Here is a 19,902-nt window from a genome sequence, read left to right as displayed (position 1 = left end):
GCAAAACGTACTATATCTAAACTATAAAAGGCATTTTTGAGGAATCCCTATGAAGAGAGTTGCAATAATCTTATCAGGTGGCACTGGTACAAGGCTTGGTCTTGATATTCCAAAGCAATATGTAAGGGCTCTAGGTAATCCGATTATTTACTATTGCCTAAAGACCATACTTAGCCATGCCATGATATCAGAGGTTTATGTTGTGGCAGATTGTATGTGGCATGATTTTATCACTAAAGAGCAGCAAAAGATTATAAATCAGCTTGAAAAAGAAGATGAAGAAGCATATAGAATCTGTAAGGATAAGAAACTTTCTTTTTCTATGCCAGGCAAGACAAGGCAACTATCTATAGTAAATGCACTTGAAGATATGGAAAATTTTATGGATAAGGATGATGAAATTCTAATTCATGATGCAGCAAGGCCGCTTGTCACAGGTCAAATGATAAGTGACTTGTTTAACAGCATGGATAACAGTGATGGGGCAATTCCTGTTCTTCCTATGAAGGATACAGTGTATTTGAGCAAAGATGGCAAGAGCATATCTTCGCTTTTAAATAGAGATGAAGTTGTTGCGGGGCAGGCTCCGGAAGCTTTTGTATTTGGCAAATACCTTAAGGCTTGCAGAAAGCTTCTTCCAGATAAGATATTAACTGTAAATGGTTCGACAGAAGTAGCGATAATGTCAGGCATGAATATTTCTGCGATAAAAGGTGATGAGAATAATTATAAGATTACTACAAAGGCAGATTTAGAGAGATTTCTAACAGGGAGAGTACACTAGTGAAAGCATACGTCTTACATGAAATAAACGATATCAGATTAGAAGAAGTTGATATGCCTGTGGCATCGAAAGAAGAAGTAATTGTTAAAGTTGAAAATGTTGGAATCTGCGGTTCGGACATTCCCAGAATATATACGACAGGTGCGCATGTTAAGCCTCTTATTCCAGGGCATGAATTTGCAGGAACAGTTTACAAATGTAGTGATGAAAACAGAAATCTTCTAGGAAAAAAAGTCGGAGTATTCCCGCTTATTCCATGTAAAGAATGCCCTGATTGCAAGAGTAAAAATTTTGAGACATGTCAGAATTACAATTATCTTGGCTCAAGATGTAATGGAGGTTTTGCAGAATATGTAAAAGTTCCTGTCTGGAATCTGATTGAACTGCCAGAAAATGTGACTTTTGAGCAGGCTGCTTGCATGGAACCAATGAGCGTAGCGGTTCATGCAATAAGGAGAATAACCGATATAAATAATAGTGATTTTGAAAAGAGAATATGCGTAGAAGGACTTGGCACAATAGGACTTTTTGTGTGCATGTTTCTTAAGTACTTCGGATTTAAAAATGTATATGCCATTTGTAATAAAGAGTATCAAAAAGAGCAGTTTTTGAAGCTTTTTCAAAGAAAGGAAAGATGTCTTGTAAGAAAGAAAGGAAATATTTCTAAAGATAACACAAAAGACATTACAGATAATGATGGTAATACATATGAATCCATAAAAGAAGTGAAAGAATTTGAAGAGGGATTTGATTTTTTCTTTGAATGCGTTGGAAGAAATGAAACTCTTAATGATGCCATAACTATGTCAAAATCTCTTGGGAAAATAGTAGTAGTAGGAAATCCTTATTCTGATATGGAATTGCCCAAAGATATTTATTGGAGAATACTTAGAAAACAACTAACAGTCACAGGAACATGGAATTCTTCTTTTACCAAGGAAGAAAACGATGACTGGCATGTTGTTCTAAAAGCGCTGGAAAGCGGAAAAATAGAGCCGCAGCAGTTTATCTCTCACAGATTTAAATTAGAGGATTTAGAAACAGGGCTTTTGATAATGCGTGATAAGAGAAGTGATTATACAAAGATAATGATAGGGTGACGCGCAGTTACTATCAAACTACAGGAAGGCTTTTATATACAAAAAGGAAAAATATATGAGGATTCTTTTTTATCGTTATCACAGCATATGCGAAACAGATATTCAGAAAGCATTTGATCAGCTTGGAATAGAAGTTAAAACTCTTTGGAATGACCAAATCTGCGAAGATAGTGAAAAAATATCTGATTTTCTAATGAAAAATGAAGTAAATGCCGTGTTTTCGGTGAATTTTTTTCCTTTTTTGTCTGATGTATGTAATGTCTTCGGTCTCATATATGTAAGCCTTGTGGTAGATTCTCCGGTCCTTGAATTGTACAGTAAATCCGTATCTAACAAGGTCAACAGATTTTTTATCTTTGACAGGAAACTATCTGAGGAAATATCGCATTTTAACGATAAAGTATGGCACTATCCGCTTTCAGGAGGATTTTATAAAGAAAGGCTTTTTAATCAAAAAAACGCATATGAACTTAAAAAGTATAGACACGACATAGCCTTTGTAGGATCTCTTTATACTGAAAAAGATCCATTTATGGAGCTTACATTTACAGATGATTATATAAAAGGATATCTTGAAGGCATAATGGCTATACAGGAGTTTGCCTATGGAGCATGGATTATAGACGATGCTGTTTCAGATGAAATAGTGGAAAAAACTGCTTCTGGAAGTAAGAAGTTTTATTATGGCAAAGAAGGCGATTATCTTACAAAAAGAGTGGTATTAACTCAGCTTTGTATGGGAAATCATGTTACAGCTATGGAGAGGCAGGATACTTTTGAATACTTATCGAAGCGTTTTAACGTAAGTCTTTATACAGGAAGTAATACCTCAAAACTTCCAAAGGTTCATGCAATGGGACTTGCTAATTCTACTGAAGAAATGCCACTTATTTTCAAAGAATCTAAGATTAATATAAATACAACATCTAAAGCTATAAGGACAGGACTTCCGCAGAGAATATTCGATATTATGAGCTGTCAAGGATTTGTTCTTAGCAATTATCAGGAAGAGATTCCGGAGTTTTTCGAAATAGGACAGGAAATAGAAGTTTACACATGCCTTGAAGAATTGGCTGATAAATGCAGTTTTTATCTTGAACATGAAAAGGAAAGAAAAGAAATTGCTCAAAATGGATATAAGAAAGTTAAAGATAAGTATTCTTATATAAAAAAGATTCCTGAAATGTTCGTTACTGCTTTTGAGAGGTAGTTTATGAAAGTTTTTTTCATGGAATGGAATAGCTTTTGTAATGAAGATATATTAGATGCTTTTGAAAAATTAAGTGAATCGGACAGACCTATTGAAGTGTTCCGCTATAAGTTTGAGCCAAGGGAAAGTGCTGACAATCCGGAGTTTGAAGAAAATCTGGAAAAGGCTATAGTTAACGAACAGCCATCATTTGTCTTTTCCATGAATTATTACCCTGAGGTGTCGAAAGTATGCCAGAAAACAGGTATAAAATATGCATCCTGGCTATATGATAATCCTCAAGTTAAACTCTATTCCTATACGCTGATTAATTCATGTAATTATGTATTTGTCTTTGACTCTCAAATGTATAGGGAGTTTTCTGGTCAGGGAATAAAGACTGTTTATTATCTGCCGCTTGCAGCTTCGTCAAGACGCCTTGATAGCATAGTTATCCCTGATAAAGAAAGAAAAAAGTGGGAAAGTGATGTTTCTTTTTGTGGAAGTATGTACAATGAGGGACACAATTTCTGGGATAGGATTAGCGATAAAGTATCGAGCTATACAAAAGGCTATATAGAAGGTCTTATGAAAGCCCAGATGCAGGTAGAAGGTGCAAATTTTGTTCAGGAGTCTTTGAATAAATATGTAATAGACGATATGGTAAATGCACTATCTCTTACACCGAATTTCGACGGAGTTGAAACTTATGAATATCTTTATGGGCAGTATGTTGTAAACCGCAAGATTACAGCAATTGAGCGGTATGAAATATTAGAGATGCTTGGAAGAAAATATAATGTAACTTTATATACCAAGGATAAAAAATTCAAAATTCCAAAAGTGGATAATAGAGGAGAAGTTGATTATTATCTTGAAATGCCTAAGGCGTTCAAGTGCTCGAAGATAAATCTGAATATATCTTTGCGCAGCATAAAAAGCGGAATACCTTTAAGAGCATTTGACATCATGGCATGTAATGGATTTTTAATATCCAATTATCAGGCTGACTTTTTTGATTTTTTTGAAGCTGGAGAAGATTTTGTTTACTACGAAAGTAGAGAAGACCTTGATGAAAAGATAGGTTATTATCTAAGTAACCCTGAAGAAAGAATAAGAATAGCTCAAAATGCGCATGATAAAGTAGCTAAATATCATACGTTTGAAAACAGGTTGGAACAGATATTTAACTCAGTCGGAGAAATCCCCCACCTCTAAGCGTTAGCGTAGGTGGGGGTTATGACAAACTATACTCAGTCGGGGTACAAGCTCCGACTGAGTTAAACGCTCCGCGAGGATGCGCACGGATTCGGACAGGAATTTGTCTGCTGAAGCAGACCCGAATCCGGCGCGCAAGACTCGCGAGCGAGTCTTGACTATGGTGGGAGAAGGATAGTTGCTTGTTTTGTGATTTTAAAATAAAGTCAGTTTGTTTTGGAAAATTAAAGTGTTTTGAATCAAACATAGTGATAAAGGATTAAAGTAATTAAAAAGAAAGGCGATTTTATGAACATAGTTACGTCTTTAAATAGAAAATATATTGATTATACAATAGTTATGCTGACATCCCTTTGCGTTAATAATAAGACTCATGTAGATGCCTATCTTCTAGAGTGCGAGCTTACCACAGAGGATATAGACAGCATGAAATCTTCTATGGATAAGTTCGATATTACGATTCATGACCTCAAAGTGGACAGGAAAAAGTTTGATGACAGACTTCCTAGAGATGAATGGTGGACTATTGAAGCTTATTTTCGCTTGATGCTTTTTGATTTGTTGCCTGTTAGCGTTGAAAGAGTACTTTACCTTGATGTTGATATAATAGTCAACAAATCTATAAATGATATGTATAACCTTCCGTTTATGGATTATGAAATGTATGGATGTGTTAATAGCTGCGGCCTTGATACAGAGCTTGACCATAGCCCTAAAGTTGTTAGCATGATGCAGGAAGCTTTTAGTAGTGGTTATAAATATATTAATTCTGGAGTTCTTCTCCTAAATGTTGCAAGACTTAGAGAAAAGTACAACTTCGATTATTACTGCAAAGTAATGAAAGAATGGGACTTTCAGATGGAAGCTCCCGATCAGGATATTATTAATTATGTCCATTGGAAAAAAATCGGATATATGGAATGGGCTTTCTATGATATATTCGCAGGAATGGCTCATACTCACGGAATAACCAAAGAAGAAATAGAGAAAAACTGTTCCATTATCCATTACGCTGGAGATAAACCGTGGAAGTTTGCGTATTTTAGATGTTCAAATGAAGAAATCTGGTGGAAATATGCCAAAATGACAGACAGATATGTAAAACTTTCAGAAGAGTTTATTATAAGTACACTTGAAGATGAAACCATAAAGACAACTTTTGAAGCTTTGAAAAATGAGAATAACTCCTTAAGAGAAAAACTTACAGAGTTTAGCAGCAAAATGGAGGCATTGGAGAAGAGTCTTTGCAAAGTTTAGAATATAGCATAGGTTCTTGTTTTCATCAGGAAAATCAAGAACCGTACCAGACCAAAATTTGTCGTCAAGACAAATTTTGTCCTGCGAAGCAGGATTCTTGCTGATGATTATCCTAAATCTCAGCAAGAAGCCATAGGTTTTGGTTTTCATCAGGAAAACCCAAAACCGTACCAGACCAAAATTTGTCGTCAAGACAAATTTTGTCCTGCGAAGCAGGATTCTTGCTGATGATTATCCTAAATCTCAGCAAGAAGTCATTACTTCTTGCTGAGATTTAGGCGTGAAAGGATCACCATGAAGACTATCAGTATAATCATTCCTTTTTGCGATTTAGATATAGATATAGAGAGGACTGCAAATAGTATCAAAAATCAACAGATTGATTTGGATAACTTGGAGATACTGATTGTAAGTTCATTAAAGGAGACTGAGAATACTAGTTTAAGTCGTTTTTTCTCAGGAATAAAATGTGATTTTACGATAAAAAATATCGAAAAAGCTTCGAGCGAAATACTTTTAAATACAGGTATAGACGATTGTCATGGAGAGTACATTCTTTTTCTAAAGGCAGGGGATGAAATTCATCCGGCTCTTTTAATGAATGTTGCCTCCATCATAGAAAACAGCGATGCTGATTTGATTTCTTTTCATAGGACGATTGCACATAGGGATTTTACGAGGTTTGGCGATGATCCATTTACCATAGAGGATTTTTCGTTTATTGGCATAGAAGATGACATGACAAGGCGAGAGTATCTTTGTAGTGACTATTTTGATGAATGTTATCTTTGTCATGTATATAGAAAGAGTCTGATAAGCAGTATAGGACTTTATTTTTCCAAAACATACTGTGATATTGACTATGTGTTTGCATATATTCTTTTGTTTTTTACAAAGAGTATCTATTACACTTTTGACCATGGATATTGCTCTTTTGAATATAAAAATACATATAGGAAAGCGATTGCTGATACCAAAAACTGCAGATTTGAAGAGTTAAAGAAAAGAATATCGGACAGACTAAATCTTCAGACTAACCTGTATCAGATGTTATGCGGAATCCCGGAAATAGCAGGAGAGTATAAAGATATTATTGAAGCTCATTTTGTGAAAGAATGCTATGTTCAAAATATGAAACTTTTGCGAGCTTTTGGTGATGGTATTGATAAGATACTTCTTTTTGATATTTTAAAATATATTGTGTTAAATATAGTACCTCATTGGATTTCGAATGATATTATTTATTCTTTTAACAGAGATGAATTAGAACTTTTAACTTTGATGAATGCTGATATTTCGTCTGACAGGGAACTTGGTGACGCTCTTACAGCTAAAAGAAAGGTTACGGTAATAACAGCCACTTATAATAGGGCAAGTTACCTGAAAAAGTCGATAGAGTGCATTCTGGGGCAGACTTATCAAAACTTTGAATACATTATTGTAGATGATGGCTCCACAGACAATACACAGGAAGTTGTAAATGGATTTGACGACGATAGAATAAAGCTAATATCTAACAAGAATAATAAAGGCGTCTCACATGCTAGAAATATCGGGCTGACAAATGCCAAAGGAGATTACATAGTCTTTCAGGATGATGACGATTTTTGCAGACTTGATAAGATTGAAAAACAGCTAAATTATATCTTGGGACTTCCGGATAATTATAAATTTACGTATTGTGAGTGCATACTTCACGAAGAATATGAAGCGTTGGCCAAAGAAAACAAAAACAATTCTGTGATTACAACTTCGTCAGTCATTCCAAAAAGAGAAATGACTGATGTCAGAAAAAACGGATATATATTGCCAGCACTTCTTCCTAAAAATTTTATATGTTCAACTGCGATTTTTTTCAAAAAAGAATGCTTTGAAAAAGCAGGCGTTTTTAATGAAAGTTTAATAGCATATGAAGACTGGGAAATTACACTTCGCATGTCGAAGCTATTCGACGCGGCATTTCTTAAAGAACCTTTGTATGACTATTATAGAAGGAAGAACGGCTTAATAAACAATAAAGATATAGAACATAGAAATAAAATATTAGAGGCTTTAATCTGGATAGATAAACGCTATGAACAGGATCGTAAAAAGTACGGAATAGAGTCGAATATCAAGGTGGTTTAATAAAATTTTCTGATGCTATGTATAACAAGGTGATTTAATAAAATTTTCTGATGCTATGTATAACAAGGTGATTTAATAGAATTTTCTGATGCTATGTATATCAAGGTGATTTAATAAAATCTCCTGATGTTATGTATAACAAGGTAATTTAAGAAAAAATCCTGATGTTTCGTACTACAACTCTACGGAGGAAATTATGTTTTTAAGATTGGGAATGGAAAAGGATGATTATCGAAGAAAAAATGAAGATAATTTAATTATTTTTTCCTGTGGTAAATCGTCGTATTCACAGAATATTGAATTTCAATCATCATATCAATTAGATCCTAAGTATGATTATAATTTTTTCCAAGTAGGAAGATTTACTTCTATTGGGAGTAATTGCAAATTTCTTGTGGATATAAACCACGATTATAACTCAGTTTATCAGGGAGTTATTTATCTTTACGGAACAGAGGATGAAAACGTCCCATTTAGAAAAAGAGTTGGTCAAAAAGAAGAAGCCATGCAGCATCAGGGAATGATTATGATAGGCAGCGATGTGTGGATTGGCGATGGTGTCACGATTATAAGTGATGTCACCATAGGCGATGGTGCAGTAATCGCAGCTGGTAGCGTTGTAGTATCTGATGTTTTGCCGTATACAATCTATGGCGGAAATCCTGCAAGATTCATAAAATATAGATTTCCAGAAGATATAGCTGAAAAGATGCTAGGTATCAGATGGTGGGCATTTGATGATGATACTCTTAAGAATATTGAAAATGACATGAAAGGCGACGTTACTGCGTTTGTAGAAAAATACGAAAAAAACATTAACTATTATCCAAAAAATCCTGAGATTATAAATTCTGCTTTGGGCGGAACAAAACCTATTTTCGTGACTTTTTTGGATACCTCTGATACCAGACCTGTATATTTTAATATTATTGACTCTTTTTGCAGGCAGTATCCTTCAAAAGAAGCAGAACTTATTATTGCTTATTATTTGAACAGCGAAAACGACTGCAGGATTATAGAAAATTTAATAAAATATTGCGGAACTCTCCCAGATGGGCCTGCTTTAAGCTTTTTGGCTATAAACGAAGATGAAGATGAAGCAGTAATAAGTCAGGCAGATGTACTGATATGTAATAGAAATATAAAGAATATAGATAGATTCAGCTTTGCTCTTAAGTACAAAGTTAAATGTATTTCTGGGTGTAATAAACCGATTTTCAGTAAAAAGGTATTGAAAAAGATAGGGAGTAATTAACGAAAGAACAAAAATCTATAGTTTTTGTCTTTATGTAGTCCGTTTTGATGTTTGTATATTTCGTCGCAGACGCGCTTTCGCTTGATTATAAACGTAATGGCACATAAGGTTCTAAAATACAGAACCTAAGTGCCAACGTTTATAAACAGTTCTGCTCATGAAATATTACAAGCCATCAAAACTCATCTATATCTATGACTTCTTGCTGAGATTTAGGATAATCATCAGCAAGAATCCTGCTTCGCAGGACAAAATTTGTCTTAACGACAAATTTTGGTCTGGTACGGTTCTTGATTTTCCTGATGAAAACAATAACCTATAGATTTTTGTCACTACGTTCCAAAAACCACGCAAACTGGCCATTTGAAAAGGCTTCGCCTTGAACCAGTTTGCCACTTGACTTTTGTTCTCACGAAACTCGCAGTAAATGCGAGTTTCTGAATATAAGTGACAAGAAGTCATGACTTTTTGTCAGGAATTAAAACTGAACCTGTCAAACGTAAAGCTTTCTTCTTTGTTTTCAGAAACAAATTCAAAGTATACTGCATGTTTTCCTATAATTCCTGATGTGAGTTTTCCTGTAACTTCTTTACTTGTTCCATCAAAGTCTAGTATAGATACAATTCGTCCTCTATAAGAATCTATGCGTACTTTAACTTGGACTTTTTTAGCCTCTTCGAGAATCACAGTAACGCTTTCTGGAGTATTAAGGCCGAACTGTAGATAACGAAAACCAATTGTTGTTCCATCTGTAATATCTACTATAGGAGTTGATATATCTTCTTTTTTGTCATATTCTGGTCTTACATAAGCTCTTTTTTTGCTGCCAAATATGTGACAGGCGTAACCTGCAGATATCCATGAATATGCATCTATTCCATTTATCTGAGGCCCTTGAGAAGTCATTTCAACAGGCTTTGAAGATATAGGTTCACCATTTATAAAGGTAACATCTCCGATATAGAGCTTTCCATCTGCTCCCATTGCCACTTCTATAGGCTCCATCATTGCTTGTCTGGAATATTCATTAAGTCCGGTCTGTCTGTGGTAAAAAATATACCATTTCCCATTAACTTCCATAATAGAACCATGATTATTGCCCCACTGGTAAGTCATTGTTCCGCATCCATCCGCATCCTTAAGTATTTCTCCACCATTAAAGCTGATATCTCCGCCATCATGGAATGGTCCAAACGGAGAATCGCTAAAACGATATGAAAGAAAACCGTTATTAGGCTCGTATATTCCTAATTCTGGAATCGGCTTTTCATAACGTTTGGAATAAATATAGACATATTTGCCCATTACTTTTCTAGGACTTGATGCTTCAAAAAAGGCATCTATCAAAGAGATATGACCATCATCAACAGGGTTCCACGGACATGTAGAATGACCAAGCGGATTCTCTACTAATGTACCTTCTTTTATAGTAGCCATATCATCTTCGAGTTCTGCTATATAACATGGAGCTGCGCATCCGCCCCAGTAAGCATATACTTTGCCATCATCATCTACGAGTATGCCTGGATCGAATCCAAGCTTTGTTTCTACAGGATTTTCAAAAGGCCCCCAGGGAGTTTTGGAACTTGCCACAACTACAAGACTTCCGCAACGCTCAGCTGCATACAGGTAGTAAGTATCATTCTTTTTGACAACATCCGGAGCATACAGAACAGAATCATACTGTGTTTCGTATGCTACTCCATGACAAGTCCAGTCAGTTAAATCATTAATAGGCGCAGACCATACTACATAGTTGCGACCACAATATTTATCCTTCTCTATGTCATGTGAACCATAGACATATACCCTTTTTTCGTTGTTGTATTCGAATACTCTTGGCTCTCCATCCGGCACATGTTCCCATAATGGCATGTACGGATTCGCCCCTTTAATATAACTTTTCAAGGTAAACCTCCCATTTTTGATATTAGTAAAATAATTTGATATAGATACAAACAAATTTATAATACAGAAAACATGGTAAAACCTCAAGAATATCTATGATATTTATTCACAAAAGTAAGCATTCATGCGATAATTACAGTGAAGGGAGTAATATGGGCAACAGTTTACTAGACATAATAGAAATGATTGCTAAAAACGATGAGTATGCAGTAAGATATGATGCAAGTATGAAAGAAGTTTTAGCAAATAAACAGATTCTGGCAAGAATCTTGAAGTATACGCTTGAAGAGTTTTCTGAGATAGACATAGAAACAATTATTAACAACATGGATGAACCAGAAATTTCAAGCATACGAATGGAACCAGGGCTTACAAATACTGGCAAAGTAAAGAAGACGTCAGAAGAAGATAACGTGCTTGGAGAAGGAAAGATATATTATGATATCAGATTTTCAGCATATATTGGAAAGCAGCCGATAAAGATTCTAATAAATATCGAGGCACAGAAAAGCACGGATAAACATAAGCTTGGTTATCAACTTGATAATAGAATATTGTATTATCTAGGAAGAATGATATCCGCGCAAAAGGAAGTTGAATTTGTAAATTCGGACTATGATAATCTAAAGGCAGTAAGAAGTATCTGGATATGTATGGATACAGCAGATGATGAAGATTCAATCAACCGCATACATTTTGTACAGGATACGATATATGGAAAAGAAATGAAACTTGCAAATTTAGATAAGGTGCAGGGAGTAATAATACGCTTAAGGAAAAACAGCAACCTAAAAGAATCAGAGAACAAATTGATCGCAATGCTTGAAGATTTGATAATGAGGGATGATTCCTTTTCCATAAAGAAAAAAAAACTTTCAGAATACGGAATTGTAGTAGATTTAGAAACAGAAAGGAGACTGAACACAATGTGCAATTTAAGTGAAGCTTTGATAGAACGTAGTTTAGAGCAAGGTCTAGAGCAAGGCAGAGAGCAAGGCAGAGAGATTGGACTTAAGCAAGGCCAAGAGATTGGATTGGAGCAGGGCAAGAATGTTATTAATTCTTTGAATCTGTTGTTAATCAATCAAAATAGATTTGAAGATTTGAAAAGAGCGGTTTCAGATAAGGAATATCAGTCAAAGCTAATAAAAGAATTGTTGGAGAATGATACAGAAAACAATAGTAAACAATGATTTGGATTTTTGATTAAACGGATATATAGAGTAAGGCGTGAACTTTTGTTTTGGCATTTTTTATATTGCCTAAATGTAAGTTTCACGCCTTTTATCATATGCTTATAAGCGCGATGTAACAATCACTGAATAAAAAATCATTTAATTCTCCAATTTATCTATAAGTTCAAGAATCTCTTTTGCTCTTTGTTTCCAAGTGTGTTTTTGGATAGCTTTTTTATAGCCATTTACTGCAAGTTCATAATCGTTTGAATGCTTTTTTATAAGGCGGACAGCTTCATCAATATTATCGAGCGGAAAAAGAAGAATGTCCTTTTCATTCTTGAAATTTTCGCGAAGATATCCTGTCTCATCACTTATTACGATGCTCTCAGAAAGCATTGTATCCAGAATCCTTTCGGTGATACTGTCTTTATGCCATCCCATTATATTGAGACTCATCTTGGAATCGGCATATATCTTTGAAATGTCGGCAGCAGATAATTCCTCGTGGATATGCAGATTAGGATTATCTGCAAATGGAGCCTTGTTCCATGAATCTCCAAAAACGTCAATGGAAATATCATTTTGTAAAAGTGTATCTATTATATTTTCACGAAAAAGCCTTGCAACGCATCTGTCTGCAAGTGGACGAAGCTTGGCCAGTGTTTCAAGATAGAGTTTACCTGTGACTTCAGCGCCTATGTCTAGAAGAACTTTGTTAAAAGCATCCTCTGTAGATAAAGTGCAGTTGGAAATAAGACAATCTACGTATTTGTGAACAATTTCAAGAGTGTTTTCATCACAGCCATTGAATTTTTCTAATGGAATCTTCCAATCGATGTATGTTCCTACAAAAGATAAGTTGTATTTTCTTTCTGAAAATGGAATGATTCTTTCAGGTGCAATACCACCAGGAGGTAAAAAATAAGCATCAAAATCAGTATAGTACTTGTGAATAAAGTCAACATAGTTCCTATCAAGTGTTAATATATGATAATTAGATGGAATACAGTCAAACATACCATAAAAGGTAATAGGATGATCTACCCAGAAATTAAGAATAGGACCATCAACATAGTCAAATAGTGGAGTTGTAGTATTAGGAAAAAAGCTATAAAAAAAGCGTTCTTCAAACGCAATTATAGCCTTGTATTTTTTGCCAAGATAAGGAAAAAGCTCATCCTTTTCAATATCAGTATAAATAACATCTTCACCAAGTGATAATAAAGCTTTATAAAGCTGATTACTGAAAGATCGAAAAATACCATAGCAAAGCCTGGCATCCCCAGCGAATAATAGTATCGGAAGCTTATCTGCCATAAAAACTTCTCCTAGATTATAATTGCTAATACAAAAAATGAAAATGGTCGCATGTTCTTAAAGAGTATTTCGGTTTACGAATGGAGTGATTTTAGGTTGAATCGCAATGCTTGAAGATTTGATAACATTGGCGGCTAACTCGTGACTTTAGTCATGAGTTAGGGGAAATCATTGAGTGGCTGATGATTATGCTGTATAATCAGTTTTGTTGAATTTCACAAAAAAGTCAGGGAAAAATATGTATAGTAAAGAAAATAAAAAACAAATGATAAAAGGCTTTATGCCATATTGTATCTTAATAGTCGTTGCAATAGTATTAGCATGGAGAGCTAAGTATGGCTTCATCTGGTCAGATGAGCCGTTTTATTTTTCTACTGCCAATAGATTTGTTCAGGGAGATAGGCCAATAATAGATGAATGGTATACTGCTCAGGTGTATTCGATTCTGCTTGTTCCTTTGTTAAAGATATGGAAAAAAGTTTCAGGTGGGGAGTTTGATGGAATATTTATATTTTTTCGATATTTGTATGTGGCAAGTCAGATGCTTATAGCCTTTTTTACTTATAAAGTTTTGAGTAAAAAAGGCTATAAAACTGCAATTTTGGCTGCAATACTATTCATGATCTCATGTAGAGGAAATATAATAACTATTTCATATTATTCTGTAAGCCTTGGAAGTCTTTTACTGTCATTTTTGATGCTGCTTTCTGATTTGGAAAGCGTTTCCACTAGCAAAATCAGAAAATGTATTAAATCTTTTATAGTTGGAATATTGTGGGGAATAGCTATTGTATGCAACCCATATCTTTTGGCGCTATTATTTTCTATGTATCTTTTTCTTATATGGAAAGTAAATAGTAATAAGGTAAATTGTGATCGAGAAAATCGTGATAAAGAAAATCATAATACTTTAAAGACTAAACTTACAAATCTTTTTACAAAAATTTCAAATGCATTAGGTACAATCTGCGATTCGCAGAAAAACTATGATATAAATACTAGAATGATCTTTATGGGTACATTTTTTGTGGGAGTATCTGTTTTGATTTATGTGTTCAAAAGTGCTGATATCAATTCTTTTAGTCAAAGTCTTGAGTACATAACACAAGATTCATCATATTATGGAAATGGTTTGGTGAAATTCTTTGGAGCGTTTTTGTATATAGCAAATCACTTTAAATTTACGATTGCATTTTGGGGATTATCGTTTTTGTATATAATAAGTAGGACAATATTGAAGAAGAAAATTGATGATAAAACGAAAAATGCATTGCAATGTGTCAATATTTGCGTTTTGCTTATAAATACATTCTATCCATTAAGAAATATTTATACATTAGGTGCTAATGCTGTAGCCTTGACTTTGTTTGGAGGAATTGTATACCTTCTTACTCCAAATAGAAATAAAACGATATTTAATCTGTTTTATCTTACAGGGATAGTGGCTTTAGTTTTGATGTGCGCATCATCGGATACACATTTTAGTGCTACCACAAATGGATGTGTAATAGCAGGAATCGGAACTTTATTGCTGTTCGAAGATTTTTGGAAACAGACAAGGTATAAATGCAATTATGCTGCTGCATTAGTAATAATAGTATCGTTAATAATCACATTTGGTGAACGTTTGAGCTTTGTATATAGAGATGATAGTCTGGGAAAACTTGATACAACAATAGAAAGTGGTTGTGCCAAGGGAATAGTAACTACTGCAGAGAAAGCAAAGTGTTATGAAGCTGTTAGTAATACTATAAAATCTATCACTAAAAAGGATGCTAATTTCTATATAATGGGATTTTGCCCTTGGGGATATCTTAATTCCGATATGAAGTGTGCTGCATATACAACATGGAGAATAATGCCGGATATGCAGGATGATTTGGGAGATGCTTATTGGAAGAACTATCCGCAAAAAAACCAGATATAATACTTAGATTAAGTGCTCCTTTCTCAGAATTTGATCAGCTGGAAAGAAGAAATGTAACAAAGACTCAAATAGATGAGTATGAAGCTTACTGGAATAAGACCAAAATGGCAAAAGAATTAGATGATGGAGATTATCTTAAAGAATCAGTAGATTGCGGAGTGGTATATAGGCGTAGTAAGGCTAATTGAGGGTGATGAATAGAAATATAATATTTTTTTGGAAATATGGTACATAAGCAGTTGTTTTGACTTATGTACCATGTTTTATTATCTGAGTAAGAAATCGACAAGAGTGTCAAGCTTTTTATTTACATCAAACGAAGATTCGAAAAAATTTTTCCCGTTTTCTCCAATTCTTTTTACAGTTTCTGGTTCAGAGCAAAGCTTTTCTATAGTAGTGATGTATTCATCAGGAGACGAGCAGAAAAAGTAGTCTATTTTATCTCTAGCATCAATTCCTTCAATACCAATTTCATTGGTTAGAACCGGAATTCCGGCAGACATAGCCTCTAAAACCTTGGCCTTGATTCCTGCGCCTAAGACAAGTGGAGCAACCATGCACATGCAGCCTGATAGGTATGGAGAAATATCCTCTACGAATCCTCGAATGTGAACATTTGATGGCAAGTTTTTATACAGCATCTGAGGTGGCCTTGCACCAACAACTTCAAGAGTAATGTCAGGTGAAAGCTTTGGCATAACATTTTGGATAAACCATAATACGCTTTCGTAGTTTTCGGGTCTGTTCATTGCACCGTAGAAGAGGAGCGAATTATTGTCAGGCTTTCGAACGACATCAGAGTGACTGTCGATGTATAAGGCAGCAGTAAATACTTTTTCAGGAGGTATTCCATCAGATAAAAGAAGTTTTCTGTCTTTTTCGTTTAGAGTCACAGTTAAATCTGCATTTGAAATTGCATTAAGTTCATCTTTTTTCAAATTATGATAGAAGCGCTTCCAATGGCTAGAACTAGAATGCTTTTTGGCAGCATCGTATTTACGCTTGTAACTTAAATATGTGACATCTTCCTCAACTATCAAGTATTTAGAGTCAGGGAACATTTTCTTTAATTCAGGAAGTAAAAGAGCCATTGCTGTCCAATGCAAGATAATAATGTCAGGACTAGAGTTTTGGGCTTTTTTATATTTTTTTATGCGCTTTATAAGCTGATGGTGTTCGTAGCATAATAGTAAATGATAGTATTTGGTATATGGATTTATCAGCGAAAAGGCACTTACAAACCTTCTTAAAAAAGAATCTATTCTAGAGTTGTCTCTATAATATATATCAGTTGAAATGCCATTATCTGACAGAGTAACCTTCTTTTTTTCCTGAATGTATCCAAGTCCAATGAAATGGATATTGAATTTACCAGAATCATTTATGTATTTCATGTAATAGTTTAAGTTTTTGCCTCCGGCATGTGAAATGTTCGAGTATGGAACATGCGGCGCCAGCCATAGTATTTGATGCATATATTCATCTCCGTGCGAAATTTTTATGATAAAAGATTTATTTTAACCTGAATTTAGTCAAAATGAGTCTGTCAATACACTAGCGATATTATAACATAAATGGTAGAATTAGAAAGTTGGTGAAGGAAAAATGCTGTTCTTTTGGTTCTTGTTTTTGTGTTTATACGAGTGAACGGTAACGCTTATTAGTAATCGAATGAGATATTCGGAAGCATTTAAGCCTATGATTATGTGATGTAAAATTACAGTTAATTGATACATGCAAGGGGTAAAAAATGGATTACTTGTCAATTGAATTTATGGGAGTGGTTTTAATTACACTCTTACTTTATTACTTACTTCCAATTAAGCAGCGCTGGGGAGTTTTATTAATATCAAGCGTATTCTTTTATTGGAATGCATTAAACAAAAATAGCATTCTTTTTTTTGTACATCTAATAATGGTTATCTATGCTTATGGAATGGGGATACTTATAGATAAAGTAAAATTGAAGAAAATACTTTTGGCTTGCATTATTGTTTGTTTATTACCATTATTATTAAAAAAATACGTTTCTTTCGGAAATAGTGCTTTTGATAATTTGGTTTTTCCGATAGGACTTTCTTTTTATTCATTACAGATGGTATCATATATGGCTGATATTTCTAGACAAAGGATTAAGCCTGAAAAGAATTTTTTTAAATTGTATCTTTATTTTACTTTTTTTCCAATTATAATTCAGGGACCAATATCAAGATATGATCAATTATCAGTGGAACTATTTAATAATCATCATTTTGAATATAAACGTTTTATCAAGGCAATATATTTAGTTATCTGGGCATTCTTTTTGAAATATATGATTGCAGATAAAGCAGGAATATTTGTGGATGAAGTATTTGGGAATTATTATACATACAGAGGACTGTATGTATGGGTGGCCGGAATTTTGTTCAGTATACAGCTGTATACTGATTTTTTGGCATGTGTAGCATTATCAATTGCTGTAGCAGAGATGTTTGGAATAAGATTGTTTAGAAACTTTAATTATCCATATCTATCAGTATCGGTAAAAGATTTTTGGCAAAGATGGCATAGATCTTTGAGTTTATGGCTTAGAGATTATGTATATATTCCGCTAGGTGGTAACAGAAAAGGAAAAATTCGAAAGGCAATTAATCTTATTGCAACGTTTACGATTAGTGGTATGTGGCATGGAGATGGATTTCATTATATATTATGGGGATGGATGCATGCCTTTTATCAACTAGGCGATGTACTTGGATTTGATATTAATTCTAAGACTGACAAATTTTTTAAATTGAAGAAAGATACATTAACTTGGCGCACATGGCATAGGATTATTACTTTTTTTGAAGTAATGCTGGCTTGGATTGTATTTAGGGCAGATAGTACACTTATAAGTCTAAAAATGATCAAAAGCATGTTTTTGTATTTTAACCCATGGATAATGTTTGATGATTCATTATTGAAATTGGGATTGGATGGAAAAGATTGGAATGTACTCTTATGTTCCATTGGAGTATTGATAGGTGCGAATGCTATTCGCCAAAAGTATGATATTAGAGAATGGTTATATGATCAGAATTTTGTAATAAGATATGTGATAATAACATTATTAATAATTGGAATTATAATTTTTGGAACGTATGGAGTGATGTATAATGCGGAATCATTTATTTACGGAAACTTTTAATAAGAGAAGAAGGAGGATAATAATAGATTTTTTTTATGTTCTATTGGTTTTTATTGCGATTATAAATATTAATGATATTCTACAGAAAAAAAATCTGTATTGCAATTCCTTATATCCAGTTACAACTTCGTTTGAAGGATTTTATGACGTCCCCGAAAATGAAGTAGATGTACTATTTTTTGGTAGTAGTGTTGTTGTTAATGGAATCATACCTCAATTATTGTATGATGATTATAAATTGAAAACATATGTTTTAGGAAGTCAACAGCAGTCAATTATAACATCGTATTATTGGATGCGTGAAGCTTTAAAAAGTCAGAAACCCAAGGCTATTGTTTTAGAAACAAGATATCTATATGAAGATACGGGAGAGGAATTTTATAGACTTGCTACAGATCCAATGAGATTGTCAATCAATAAGTTTGAATATGTTAGGAAAATATGTGAAAAAGAAAAGGAACAGTCTTTTGTAGGTTATTTTTTGAAAAATATTAGATATTCAGGTAGATGGAAGGATTTGCGGGCGGAGGATTTTAGATCTGAAGTTATTAAAGATACTTCTCTTTTGGGATTTGGACCATTTCCATATATAGAAACAACTGAATTTGAGCCATTTGTGTCGAAAAATAAATATGATAGAACAGAGATTTCTTTGGATAAACTTGAATATTTGAATAAGATATCAGAATTATGTAAAGAGAATGGAATTAAACTTATATTGTATACTACACCAAGAGATATGACTGATGGTATTCATAATGAACTCGAAGAATATGCAAACAATCATAATGCATTTTATTGGGACTTGAACGAAAAGAAGTATTTCAATCAGTTGGGGGTACAGGAAGGCGAGACTGTAATAAATCATTGCAATCCTCAAGGAGCAATGAGGTTATCAAAACTGATTGGGAAAATGATTGATGAAAATATTAATATAAAGAAGAGTAAATCAGCTTATTGGGATGACAAAGACATTGCATATAAACAGCTGCTGAATGATTTGAAACTAATAAATATAACAGATTTTGACGAGTATCTTAGAGCGCTGGATTCATGGGACTATTCAGTATTCATGTCAATCAATGACGAGGGAACAAGAGCATTATCAGTGGAAGATATGGAATTAATGCAAAAGATAGGGGTTCAAACGAATTTGATGAACTGCTTTAGAAAGAGTTATTGTTTTGTAAAGGGAAATACTGGAGTTTTTGAAGAGGCATCAGATCAAGCAATTTCAAAGTCTATTAGCTTTAATGATAGAGGTAAAATTGTAAAAATAAAGAGTGCAGGCTTTATTGCAGGTGGAACAACAGCAAATATCATTATTAATGACGAGGATTATTCGGTTAATTCTCGTGGCATTAATATTGTTGTATATGATAATAAGTTAGGACGATTTGTCGATTCTGTTTGTTTTGACACCTTTGAATCAAGAACAGCTATTCGCAAAGAGATAAAGTGGTAGAGGTG

General features: G+C 33.9%; 14 protein-coding genes and 1 pseudogene. 12 read left to right on the top strand and 3 right to left on the bottom strand.

From position 1 onward, the window contains the following. Nucleotides 1-49 precede the first annotated feature (49 nt). The 7 genes and pseudogenes from G634_RS0100860 to G634_RS22060 form a co-directional block, all read left to right on the top strand. A complete protein-coding gene (locus tag G634_RS0100860; RefSeq protein WP_035798379.1) occupies nucleotides 50-784 on the top strand; it encodes an IspD/TarI family cytidylyltransferase in 735 nt (244 codons plus the stop codon). Further along, a complete protein-coding gene (locus G634_RS0100855; RefSeq protein ID WP_026503700.1) occupies nucleotides 784-1,884 on the top strand; it encodes a galactitol-1-phosphate 5-dehydrogenase in 1,101 nt (366 codons plus the stop codon). The genes G634_RS0100860 and G634_RS0100855 overlap by 1 nt, the downstream gene beginning before the upstream one ends. 55 nt (nucleotides 1,885-1,939) lie before the next feature. Continuing rightward, nucleotides 1,940-3,094: a glycosyltransferase family protein gene (locus tag G634_RS0100850; protein WP_026503699.1), complete on the top strand. Its 1,155-nt coding sequence runs from the start codon at nucleotides 1,940-1,942 to the stop codon at nucleotides 3,092-3,094. Nucleotides 3,095-3,097: 3 nt separating this feature from the next. Next, nucleotides 3,098-4,291 carry a CgeB family protein gene (locus tag G634_RS0100845; protein WP_026503698.1) on the top strand — a complete coding sequence of 398 codons (1,194 nt, stop codon included), beginning with the start codon at nucleotides 3,098-3,100 and terminating at the stop codon, nucleotides 4,289-4,291. Between the two features lie 288 nt (nucleotides 4,292-4,579). Beyond that, nucleotides 4,580-5,548: a glycosyltransferase family 8 protein gene (locus G634_RS0100840; RefSeq protein ID WP_026503697.1), complete on the top strand. Its 969-nt coding sequence runs from the start codon at nucleotides 4,580-4,582 to the stop codon at nucleotides 5,546-5,548. Between the two features lie 294 nt (nucleotides 5,549-5,842). Next, nucleotides 5,843-7,675, top strand: a complete 1,833-nt coding sequence (locus G634_RS0100835; RefSeq protein WP_026503696.1) for a glycosyltransferase family 2 protein — start codon at nucleotides 5,843-5,845, stop codon at nucleotides 7,673-7,675. Nucleotides 7,676-8,192: 517 nt separating this feature from the next. Continuing rightward, nucleotides 8,193-8,364, top strand: a pseudogene (locus G634_RS22060) (CatB-related O-acetyltransferase); the annotation flags it as partial. A 1,037-nt stretch (nucleotides 8,365-9,401) separates the two neighbouring features. Here the strand turns inward: G634_RS22060 and G634_RS19975 are convergent. Next, nucleotides 9,402-10,838, bottom strand: a complete 1,437-nt coding sequence (locus tag G634_RS19975; protein ID WP_051233594.1) for a family 43 glycosylhydrolase — start codon at nucleotides 10,836-10,838, stop codon at nucleotides 9,402-9,404. Between the two features lie 152 nt (nucleotides 10,839-10,990). Between G634_RS19975 and G634_RS17460 the strand changes: the two genes are divergently transcribed. Next, the gene (locus tag G634_RS17460; protein WP_051233592.1) at nucleotides 10,991-12,031 is read left to right on the top strand and encodes a hypothetical protein; all 1,041 of its coding nucleotides are present in this window, start codon (nucleotides 10,991-10,993) and stop codon (nucleotides 12,029-12,031) included. 141 nt (nucleotides 12,032-12,172) lie between these two features. On the opposite strand, the gene G634_RS0100815 is transcribed toward G634_RS17460, so the two are convergent. Next, the gene (locus tag G634_RS0100815; protein WP_026503695.1) at nucleotides 12,173-13,333 is read right to left on the bottom strand and encodes a glycosyltransferase family protein; all 1,161 of its coding nucleotides are present in this window, start codon (nucleotides 13,331-13,333) and stop codon (nucleotides 12,173-12,175) included. 238 nt (nucleotides 13,334-13,571) lie between these two features. Between G634_RS0100815 and G634_RS0100810 the strand changes: the two genes are divergently transcribed. Together G634_RS0100810 and G634_RS0100805 are read left to right on the top strand one after the other, a co-directional pair. Continuing rightward, entirely contained in the window at nucleotides 13,572-15,260 is a 1,689-nt protein-coding gene (locus G634_RS0100810) for a hypothetical protein (RefSeq protein WP_026503694.1), read from the top strand. Continuing rightward, nucleotides 15,227-15,448: a hypothetical protein gene (locus G634_RS0100805; RefSeq protein ID WP_026503693.1), complete on the top strand. Its 222-nt coding sequence runs from the start codon at nucleotides 15,227-15,229 to the stop codon at nucleotides 15,446-15,448. Before G634_RS0100810 ends, G634_RS0100805 begins: the two co-directional genes overlap by 34 nt. A gap of 78 nt (nucleotides 15,449-15,526) precedes the next feature. Here G634_RS0100805 and G634_RS0100800 read toward each other — a convergent pair whose 3' ends face one another. Beyond that, on the bottom strand, nucleotides 15,527-16,735 hold the full coding sequence (locus tag G634_RS0100800; RefSeq protein ID WP_081676398.1) for a glycosyltransferase: 1,209 nt from the start codon (nucleotides 16,733-16,735) through the stop codon (nucleotides 15,527-15,529). Nucleotides 16,736-17,010: 275 nt separating this feature from the next. Between G634_RS0100800 and G634_RS0100795 the strand changes: the two genes are divergently transcribed. Further along, a complete protein-coding gene (locus G634_RS0100795; protein ID WP_026503691.1) occupies nucleotides 17,011-18,432 on the top strand; it encodes an MBOAT family O-acyltransferase in 1,422 nt (473 codons plus the stop codon). Beyond that, nucleotides 18,401-19,897 carry a hypothetical protein gene (locus tag G634_RS0100790; RefSeq protein ID WP_026503690.1) on the top strand — a complete coding sequence of 499 codons (1,497 nt, stop codon included), beginning with the start codon at nucleotides 18,401-18,403 and terminating at the stop codon, nucleotides 19,895-19,897. The genes G634_RS0100795 and G634_RS0100790 overlap by 32 nt, the downstream gene beginning before the upstream one ends. The last annotated feature ends 5 nt before the right edge of the window (nucleotides 19,898-19,902 follow it).

It is taken from the genome of Butyrivibrio sp. NC3005 (genome assembly GCF_000424545.1).
Taxonomy (GTDB): domain Bacteria; phylum Bacillota; class Clostridia; order Lachnospirales; family Lachnospiraceae; genus Butyrivibrio.
The sequence above is the reverse complement of the archived record's forward strand: the minus strand, read 5'-3'. Positions and strand labels throughout refer to the sequence as shown.

What these genes read in the sequence shown, in the direction of transcription:
- G634_RS0100850 (WP_026503699.1), top strand. Translation starts at nt 1,940, where the DNA reads ATGAGGATTCTTTTTTATCGTTATCACAGCATATGCGAAACAGATATT.
- G634_RS0100835 (WP_026503696.1), top strand. Translation starts at nt 5,843, where the DNA reads ATGAAGACTATCAGTATAATCATTCCTTTTTGCGATTTAGATATAGAT.
- G634_RS0100800 (WP_081676398.1), bottom strand. Translation starts at nt 16,735, where the DNA reads ATGCATCAAATACTATGGCTGGCGCCGCATGTTCCATACTCGAACATT.
- G634_RS17460 (WP_051233592.1), top strand. Translation starts at nt 10,991, where the DNA reads ATGGGCAACAGTTTACTAGACATAATAGAAATGATTGCTAAAAACGAT.
- G634_RS0100790 (WP_026503690.1), top strand. Translation starts at nt 18,401, where the DNA reads ATGCGGAATCATTTATTTACGGAAACTTTTAATAAGAGAAGAAGGAGG.
- G634_RS0100845 (WP_026503698.1), top strand. Translation starts at nt 3,098, where the DNA reads ATGAAAGTTTTTTTCATGGAATGGAATAGCTTTTGTAATGAAGATATA.
- G634_RS0100860 (WP_035798379.1), top strand. Translation starts at nt 50, where the DNA reads ATGAAGAGAGTTGCAATAATCTTATCAGGTGGCACTGGTACAAGGCTT.
- G634_RS0100795 (WP_026503691.1), top strand. Translation starts at nt 17,011, where the DNA reads ATGGATTACTTGTCAATTGAATTTATGGGAGTGGTTTTAATTACACTC.
- G634_RS0100840 (WP_026503697.1), top strand. Translation starts at nt 4,580, where the DNA reads ATGAACATAGTTACGTCTTTAAATAGAAAATATATTGATTATACAATA.
- G634_RS0100810 (WP_026503694.1), top strand. Translation starts at nt 13,572, where the DNA reads ATGTATAGTAAAGAAAATAAAAAACAAATGATAAAAGGCTTTATGCCA.
- G634_RS0100815 (WP_026503695.1), bottom strand. Translation starts at nt 13,333, where the DNA reads ATGGCAGATAAGCTTCCGATACTATTATTCGCTGGGGATGCCAGGCTT.